The 9077-nt window shown below is 66.6% G+C and carries 3 protein-coding genes; 1 reads left to right on the top strand and 2 read right to left on the bottom strand.

Annotation, left to right across the window (positions count from 1 at the left end; all coding sequences use genetic code 11):
- The first annotated feature begins 213 nt into the window (after positions 1-213).
- Positions 214-534: a hypothetical protein gene (locus ASD16_RS21290; protein ID WP_157454063.1), complete on the top strand. Its 321-nt coding sequence runs from the start codon at positions 214-216 to the stop codon at positions 532-534.
- Positions 535-1319: 785 nt separating this feature from the next.
- Here ASD16_RS21290 and ASD16_RS21285 read toward each other — a convergent pair.
- Together ASD16_RS21285 and ASD16_RS21280 are read right to left on the bottom strand one after the other, a co-directional pair.
- Complete coding sequence (locus ASD16_RS21285; protein WP_157454062.1) at positions 1320-6500, bottom strand: RHS repeat-associated core domain-containing protein; 5181 nt, start codon at positions 6498-6500, stop codon at positions 1320-1322.
- The gene (locus ASD16_RS21280; RefSeq protein ID WP_157454061.1) at positions 6409-8526 is read right to left on the bottom strand and encodes a DNRLRE domain-containing protein; all 2118 of its coding nucleotides are present in this window, start codon (positions 8524-8526) and stop codon (positions 6409-6411) included. The genes ASD16_RS21285 and ASD16_RS21280 overlap by 92 nt, the downstream gene beginning before the upstream one ends.
- Positions 8527-9077: the final 551 nt, after the last annotated feature.

Here is a 9077-nt window from a genome sequence, read left to right as displayed (position 1 = left end):
CAGCGACCCGCTTCCTGTAGAGAGGCAGCATCACGCGCTCCGCAGGAAGCTGGGGACGCGTTACCCCCGGTCTTCGCGTCACCGCATGGGAGGCGGAAGTAGCTCCTCGCATAGTCTTCGCTAAGAGCGGGATCGCGAATGGGTACACGATCTGGTTGCACGGGGATGACCTGCTTGCGTGACGCCGAGGAAGCCTGGGACGAGGCTCGAAGTATGACAACTCCGCAGAAAACGGCTGCCCAGGCGCTCCTTGCCTCGTATATGGCCGAACTGGGCAAGAAGTCGCCAGAGGCCATCGCATTTCTCGAGGAGCACGCTGCGCACGACGAGCGACGTGACAACCTAATCGCGTGGCTGAGCGAGGATTCGTTCCGCGACTGCGCCCAGGCCTACGAGCTTGCACTGGTCTACCGCGAGATCGCCCTCGAAGCCGAGACTCTCGGGATGGAGCAACTCGCGCATGACGCGCATGCCTGGCATGACCTCGCTCGCACAGTCGGCGGCCTGTGTGTGGACGCGTTGATCGACGGCTAAGCCTTATGGCTGGTGATCGAGCCCTGCAGAGCCCGAAGCGCGACTCACGTGGAGGTCCAAAAGTTCCTCGCATAGTTTCTGCTATGTGCTCATTGTCGCCGACCGCACGCGCTCGGCCGCCTGAGCTGTCTGCGCCGGGCTGACCTTTCGATCAGGTCGTCAAGGGCTGAAATCCCGCTCGAGCGCCTGACCGTGCTGCGTTCAGGCGTGCCACGATCCCGCACGATCCGGCGCGCCCGCCGTACATCAGTGGGCCCGAGGCCGAAGGCAGCACCGTACGGCACGTGCGCATCGCGTCGCGCTGCGAACAGATCAACCGCTACGTACTCACGGTGAAAGTGCCAGAGCGTGCCGGATGAATCCAATTCTCTATCAGACCCAAGCGACGACAATAAGTCCAAGCCCCCCTACTAGCAAAAGGCTGGAAAAAATCGCTCGAAATGGACGCCGCCCGCGCTCGACATCTAGATCCGACCGGACGCGTCGCAATTGATCGTATCGTGAGTAAACAATGATCGAAGCGATGATGGAGGCAACGCCCGACGCAAAATATACCCAATTGGGAACACGCAATTCGACGCTTGGATCGTTACTGAGAGCCGGCAATCCGAGAATTCCGAGGCTAAGGTACGCGATCCCGATGAGCATTAGGAGTAGTCCAAGACTGTACTTGGCGACTCCCCATGGTCGACCCCAGTAGCCGCGCGCCGACATAAACCCGACGGCGAATACTATCCCTGCGCACAGGCATGTCGCTATCGCCGCTAACAATACCACTAGGTCGGTCATCGGCGGCCTGGCACCCACTTTCCGGAGACGGCGTGATATGCAGAGTAGGCGTTGAAACCTGTGCGGAATGCAGTACGCACCGGCCAGAACCGTGCAGCTACCTTTAGTGGGATGTTCTTGATGGACCGCGCCTTAGCGAATCTAGAGACTGACATGGCGACCCGAACAGCCTCGCCCTTTACGGAATGGATTCCAGGAATGCGGCTGACGGCGCGCACCCCGGGCACGAATCCCCCGACGACGTCAAACGCAGTATTGGCGGCGAATGACCTCCAAGTCATCTCTTTCTTTGCCGCCCCGTACAAGTTACTCCCGATGCTAGCGACGGCCGCGCCCGCGGCCACCACCCCGCAAATTCCAGCAGTGGCGACAATGCACGCGATAGAAGCCGCTACGCCTACTGCCATCACCGCAAATTTGAAAGCTTCCCTTAGCGGGAACCTGCCGTCTAGGTCGGTGCAGTTGACGGGGTCGGCGTTGCAGTAATCGTATGCGGTGGCTGAGCCGCCTGGGACAGGATCGACGCTAAGGAATCGGCCGAGCCATGGTGCGTAGAGGCGGACGCCCATTAGAACTGTCCCGGTGGAGGTCTCGGCGGAGCGCTGCGCGCCGCCGAGCCAGCCATACCGTGGTGCGTTCGTGGCGCCAGAAGCCACCGTTTGTGGAGCCCCGTACTCGTCGTAGGACCTGCGAGTCAGTTTGGTCCAGTCGAAGTTGGCCTGGCCGTCGGGGATGGGAGCGGTGGCAATGACGTCGCCATGCATGTCGATCAACTGCAGGACGCGGGCGCCGGTCTTGCCGGTCTGCAAGGCGATTGCCCCGTCGGCGCCTTCGACGTACCGGGAGATGTTGTCGGGTTGGGTGCTGTCTTCGTTGACCCAGGCTGGTTCGTCGCTGTCGTCGTTGTAGTGGTTGACGGCCTGGACGGGGTTCTGCCAGGCGCTGTTCTGCCACTTGGCGGTGTTCTGCTGGGCGAAGCGCTGCAGGGGGTCCAGGGTCCAGGTGGTGCGCTTGACTCCGGGGATTTCCTGGGCGGCGACCAGGTCGTTGGTGAAGTAGGCCGTGGTCGCGGTTGTGGAGCCGTCGGCGGTGGGCAGGGTGGTGAGGCGGCCGAGCTGGTCGTAGGTGAATGCCGTGCCGTTGGGGCTGCTGGTGGTGATGAGCCGGTCGGCGGTGTCGTAGGTGTAGTTGGTGGTGCTCCAGGCGCCGGTGGCGTCTGGGCACTTGTTAGCTTGGGTGCCGACCGCGCTGGTCATGGTCTTGCGGTTGGTGTGGTTGTCGTAGGTGTAGCGCCGGCTGGTGCACATCGCGGATGTTCCGGTGGGCTGGTCGTCGACGTCGGTGAGGCGTCCGAGCCGGTCGTATTTGTAGGAGCGGGTCAGGGTGTCGTTGGTGGTGTGTTGGATCCATTGGCCGCGGTGGTTCTCCACCACCCAGTCCTTGGCGATCACTTCAGAGTCGCTGGTGCGGGTGTAGGTGCGGGAGACCGGGACGCGGGCGGTGTCGTACCCGATGGTCAGGGTCACTCCCCCGGGCATGGTCTGGCTCTCGAGCTGGCGGTCGGGTCCCCAGGTGGGGACGATGTCGCCGGCGTTGGAGGCGCCGGCAACGGAGTCGGTGATCTTGGTGACGAGCCCGCGCTTCTCGAGCTCGCGATCGTACTCGTAGGTGCGGGTTGTGCCGATCGAGTCGGTGACCTGCTTGGGTTGGCCGAGCCGGTTGTAGGTGGTGGTGGTCCAGGCGCCCGTGGCATCGGTGTACTTGATGAGGCGTCCGAGCTTGTCGTACTGCTTGCTGACCGCGGCGGTCTCGACGGACCCGTTCATGGAGGCGTTCTTGATCACGTCCCCGGTGACCCGGTCGTAGGTCGTCTTGGTGGTGGCGATCGCCTGCCCCGCGCCCGGGCCGGTGGCGCTCAGGGCGACGGTGACGACCCGGTCGGCGAGGTCGTACTCGGTGGTGGACGTGCGGGTGACCTGGGCGGCGCCAGATCCGGCGGACTCCGAGACGACCCTCGGGGACCCGAACGGGTTGTAGTCCAGAACCCGCTTGACCGGCAGATCAACGGGCAGATTCGCAGGCAGCGTTGTGCCGCCGGGTCCGGTGATGGGTCCGGCGGCCTTGGTGAGACACGGCTGGCCGGCCCACTGCGGCTTGTTTCCGCACGACGCGTCCGCGGGGTTAACACCCGCGGTGTAGAAGACGGAGACGGTGCTGCCAGCGTCGGTGCCGGTGGATCCGGGCTTGGATGACCGGATCGCGCGGGCGCGGTCGTCGTACAGCACCAGCGAGGTCAGCGAGGTCGGTGCGGTCGGGTTGCCGGCATCGACGATGATGCTGGTGGGCTGCTTGTGCACCCACCCAGAGGTCGCACCGAGCTTCGGGGCGCTGTCGATCGGGTTGTAGCCGTTGGTGGTGCTGATCGGGTCGACGGAGGACTGCAAGGTCGCGTCGGTGCCGTCGACCACGGTCGTGGTCAGCAGGTGGTAGGTGGCGCCGTCGGGCTTGCCCTGGTCGTAGGTGTTGGTTGTGCGCGCTCGAAGGAGCTGGCGGTCATTCGGGTCGTTCGCTACTGCAAGTAGCTGGATTGGGCCGATGGTGGTCAGCACGTCCAGTCCGTCGTCGCTGTAGGTGGTGCGCGAGTCGAACAGCCGCGCCAGCTCCAGCTCAGTCTTGTTCTGCAGGCCCCAATCGGTGAGCATCTGCTCGGCGTTGGAGAGCGTGCCCAGCGCGAGCATCCGGTTCGTGGCATCCAGGGTGCGCACCACGTTGCCGCGGGTGTCGTACTCGGTGGTGTCGATGAACCCCTCGACCGGCGCGCCGTTGGCTGCGGGGCTGGCGGTGTTCACCTCGAGCCCGGAGGCGTTCATGTACGACACGGTCGCCGCGGCGTATCCGCCCTTGCCGGGGACGGCGCTGGTAGCCGAGTTGGTGGCCGGGATATCGAGTGGTCCGAACACCGCGGTGGCGTCGGTGGGTCCGTCGGACTGCCCCCACTTGGCCAGGGAGACTGGGTCCAGGTCGTAGGGGCCGCCGTCATCACGGGTCAGTGGGACGCCGTAGACGACGTTGGTGGTGTTGTCCCCCCCGACTTCATCGACGGTCCCCTCCTTCAGGTAGGCGTGGGTGACCTTCAGCAGTCGCCCGGGCCCGAGGTCGATCAGGTCCCCGGAGTTGGGCTTCGTCTTGCCTGCGGCGCCATAGGCGTACTTGAAGGGCAGGTCGCCCGGGGACGTGACCTGGGAGAGGCGCCCTGCAGTGTCGTACTCGTAGGCAGTGATCTGGGCTTGGTCACCGGCGGCGACGATGCGCGGGTCGTACACCTGCACGAGTCGGCCCTGGTCGTTGTAGGCGTAGTTCGCGATCGGGGTCTTGACCATCGTGTCGGCGGACAGCGTCCAGACCGACACGGTCGCGACGCGCCCGGTGTAGGACCCGGGGAAGGTGGTTGCTGTGGTGGTGGCGTAGTCGAGCTGCATGACCTCGCACCCGATCGCCGGGGTCGGCGTGGTGCACGCGGCCGTGTTGCCCGGCCATCCGTCGACACCGGGCTCGATCGGGGCGATCAGGCGAGACAGGCGGGACACGCCGGGCACGGTGGCCACGTCATAGACGGGGCGCACCGCCCCCGAAGCACCGGGGGGCATGGAGGACTGGACCAGGAAGTCACCGGTCGACCCGGTCCGGGCGAAGTCGGTGATCGTGCCGTCCAGCTCGGTCACCCGCCACGAGCTCGCCGAGGTCGCCGTCAGGGTGAGGGCTTCGGCTCCGGGTTCGGGCCACCAGGCGCCGCCGTCGCCGCGGGTGAACCAGATATCACCACCGCCGGTCAGGTCGATCTGTGCGACGTCGTCGTACGGGGTGCTGATGCGGGTGTAGGCGGAGCCGGACGCGGCGTCCACGCTGCCGGTGGACCACTCGGGCCCAAACGGCGACCACAACCGTTGGACGGTGATGTCGTCGAAGTAGACGGTCTTGCTCGTCGCGGCGAAGCCGTTGTAGAGGCGCACGAAGGCCTCGGTCGCGTCCGCGGGGATCGTCACGTCGACGCTGACCTGCTGCCAGCCGTCGGTCCGGGTCACTGCCGGGGTGTGCTGCCCGGTGGCCATGGGGTCGGAGTACGGGTTGGCTCCGCTGCGGGTGAACAGCGACACGCCGATGCCGCGCGCATGCTCCGGCGTGAGCCCGGTGCTGGCCGGCGCAAGGAGCCACGCACTGATCCGGTAGGACCCTCCGGCGCGCAGGCCAAGTCGCATGGCACCGAAGTCGCCACCGACGGACGCGTAGGAGTCGTTGTTCGCACCGCCGGCGCCGGTGAGCTTGAACGATGAGGTGCCCGAGTGGAATCTGGTGGTGTCCACCGAGACGGGCGAGCTGCCGGCCACCCCGGTCGCGCTGGTCGCTTCCTGCTGTTCCTTGCTCAGCCCGTTGGGTTGCAGCTCATAGCCGCTGTCGGTGTCCCGCGAGGACGTGGTGCGCACCAGCGACAAGCCGAACTCCTCGGCGTCCGTCACGGACAACGTGTGGTCACCGGTGAGCAGGTTGACCGACCCGGGGCCGATCGTCGTGGTCGCGGCACCGTCAGCATCGGGATCGACGATGATCGAGACCCATTGCGTCGGTGTGGCTTCGTCCCCTGACGCGTTCTTGGCCAGCACCGCGCGCACCTGGGCGGGGCCACCTTGATATCCCAGCTCGCTGCCGGCGTCCCAGGTCGTGTACCCGTTGCCGGTGGGCAGCTCCGCCCACTTCGATGACCAGAGCGCACCAGTCGAGGTGCGCAGGTTTTCCTTCGTCACGTCCTTCTTCGTGGCGTCGGCGTCGGGCCCGCGACGCCACTCGAAGCTGACGAACTTGAGCAGCGGCTGGGCCTCCACGGACAGGCGGACCTGCTGCACGACTCGGGCCCCGTCGTCGGGGGCGACGATGCCAGCCTGCCCGACCCGGAACGTGTACTTCGCGATCCCCGAGACGTTCCCGGCACTGTCCACCGTCTGGACCTGCAGCACGTGCCTGCCGGCTTCAGTGGGTGTCACCGAGAGCTGGGGCAGCGACCCAGAGATCGCGCGGACCTGCTGGGCCACGTCAGGTGCCTTGTCCAGCGCCCACCGGTAGGCCGCCACCGACGCGTCGGTCGGCATCTGGATGTTGAACCGGCCCACCTGGTTCGGCGCCAAGAACCACTCGGTGCTGCTCGGATAGTCCGGTGAGGTGATCGTGGGAGCCAACGGGACGCTGGTGTCGACGCCGAACCGGTAGCGCGCCGACAGGGGGGCTGGCCAGGTAGACGTCGCCGGCAGCGACAGCGAACTCGTATTCCTGGCCGTTCTGGAGCAACCCCGGCGCCACGTCGAGGATCACCGCAGCCCCTGAGGTGCCGGCCACCCAGGTCGAGGCGATCTCCGCGCCGTCCGAGACGCGGTAGATGTGGAACTGCCCGTTGACCGATTCGACATCCGCGTCGGACAGCATCGCGGACAGGCGCGGGCTAGCGGAGCTGGACCACACCGGTCCGGCCACAGTCGAGGACGGCGAGACCATCAGGTTCGTCGGGGTGTTCGGCCGGGAGTTGTACGTCACCCAGATCGACGGGATGTGGCTGCCGTTGTTGGCGGAGTAGAAGTACTTCCACGCCAGGTTGTCCGCCTCGTTCTCGGCACGGATCCCCACGTGCCCGACCGTCTCGCCATAGCTCGCCCAGCCCGCGGCGAAGCTCGTGATGTCGGCATTGGACCAGCCGCCCGGGCACGAGCCGCTGTACCCGTGGGTCTCCGAGCTCGTGGCCATGTGAGTTGCCCAGCCCGGCTGGTTCGCCCAGATCGTCGATCCGTTCGCGGGGTAGGTGTTCCACACCTGCCAGTTCCGGGCGGCGCACGTTGCGGAGTAGTAGTTGTACAGCTCCAGGCGGGCGCCCAGGATCTGCTTGCCCGCGATCGGCGCCACCGGGAAGTCGATGAACGCCCGACCGACATGAGCGCCGCCGTCGTAGGTGCCGACGTGCAGATCTCCGTCCCCGTCGCGAGTGTTCGAGTAGCCCTTGAGCACGTAGGTGTCAAAGCCCCAGTTGAAGTTGATGTCCGGGTCCACGACCACCGGGAAGGTCGTGTCCTCGTCCTGCAGGAAGTCCGCCTGGGGCGCGAGGGTGACCTCAGCCTCGTTCGCAGCCACCGGCACCACATCGCTGGTCACCTCGACGGTGCCCGCAGCAACATCGACCGACCCGTCGCCCACCACCTGCGCCGCGACCGGCTCGTCCTTCGGGTCCGCCCGGGCAACGCTGGCCTCATCGCTGGTGGACCGACCATGGTCGGCGTCCAACACCCACGCCGGCATCGGCGACAGCGCAGCAGCCCCGACCTCATCGGGGCGCGACTCGGTCACCGGGAACGCCCGGCCCTGATCGATGTCGGCGTCCCACATCATCGGGGTACCCGCCGTAGCAACAACCTGCCCACCGGCGACCACACTCAGCTCGGCACCCGACGCGTCCAGCTCGCCACCCTCGGTGACCACCGACATCGGGAACTGCGTCAATTCCGCTGCGGCCGGACGGTCCTTGACCACGAAGAACTGCTCGAAGCCCGTGCTCGTGGCCTCCAGGACCAGATCCACCCCCGGCTCGACCTCGGCGTAGATCGCCCGACGCCCCTCGAGGCGAGGCTCGGGCAGTGCCCCATCCCACTGGACTCGCGCGGTTACGCCAGAGTCCGGGTCCGTGGTCGAGACCAGGTCGACCGGCCCGTCACCCGTCGACGCACCAGAGAACGTCAGACCACCAGACTGCGCGACCGGACGCACCGCGCCGTCGGTGCTGACCTGCAAGGTCAGGTCGACGGCCGCCCAGTCCTGCTCGTTGGTTCCGTCCCCGCCCTGGCGCACCCACACCGGTCCCGACCCGCGACCTGTGGCCATCGTGCCGTCCGGGAGTGCGAACACTGAGCCGAACTCCGTACGCTGCGACATCACCTCGACCGGCGCATCCTGCAGCCGCGCGATCGTGCGCGCCGACGCCTCATCCGACGCCGTCAGAGGCGATTCTTCGCCCTGCGGCGCCTGCTCAGCGCTCACCGGCGCCGAGACGACCGGGCTGGCGACCGCCGGGGCGCCGACCGACAGCAGCGCGAGCGCGGTCACGCCCGCAGTGAGCGGAACCACCTTGCGCCAACGATCAGGAACACCAAACGACAGGCGCAGAGCAGACACGCATACCTCGTTGACTCGACGCCATCACCGAAATGAACGACGTAACGCGGAACTTGCCAGAGCGGCAGACGTCCAGACATCGGTTGCCCGCGGCACAGTCTTGAGGCGCAGAAGGTCACAGAACGCTCACAGTGGCGAGGGGAGGTCGCGGACGCGAGGCAGTGCCCGCGACCGCCGCCCCGCCAATACGAGCCGCTAAGGCATCACCCACCCGAGCGGCGGGACGAGTCGCACACGTCCGGGGCTGTGAGCCAGACACCTGGTTGCCTTGCAGCGCGCTCGGCGCTGCCCGCGTAGCGCAGATTGCGCCCCACTCCCCCGTGCCCGGCGGCTCGCTTGGGAATGTCAGCTGTGCCGCACCTAGCCAACGTCGTGCAGGGCGGCGGTGTCCGCGCCGGGTACGCGCCATGTCCCTCGCATAGTTCTTCGCTATGGGCTTGGACCGAGCCCACTTCGGTTCCGAATCAGTTCCTACTAGCGATGTACCGGGGTCATCACCCCAGTTCAACGCGTTGCAGCGTGCAGTCTTCCAAACTGGCGGTGCGGGTTCG

Source organism: Cellulomonas sp. Root485, assembly GCF_001426705.1.
Classification (GTDB): domain Bacteria; phylum Actinomycetota; class Actinomycetes; order Actinomycetales; family Cellulomonadaceae; genus Cellulomonas.
Note: the sequence above shows the minus strand (reverse complement) of the source record. Positions and strands in the feature narration are given on the sequence as shown.

Bases quoted from the DNA above. Each gene is read 5' to 3' on its own strand.
- ASD16_RS21290 (WP_157454063.1), top strand. From the start codon at position 214: ATGACAACTCCGCAGAAAACGGCTGCCCAGGCGCTCCTTGCCTCGTAT.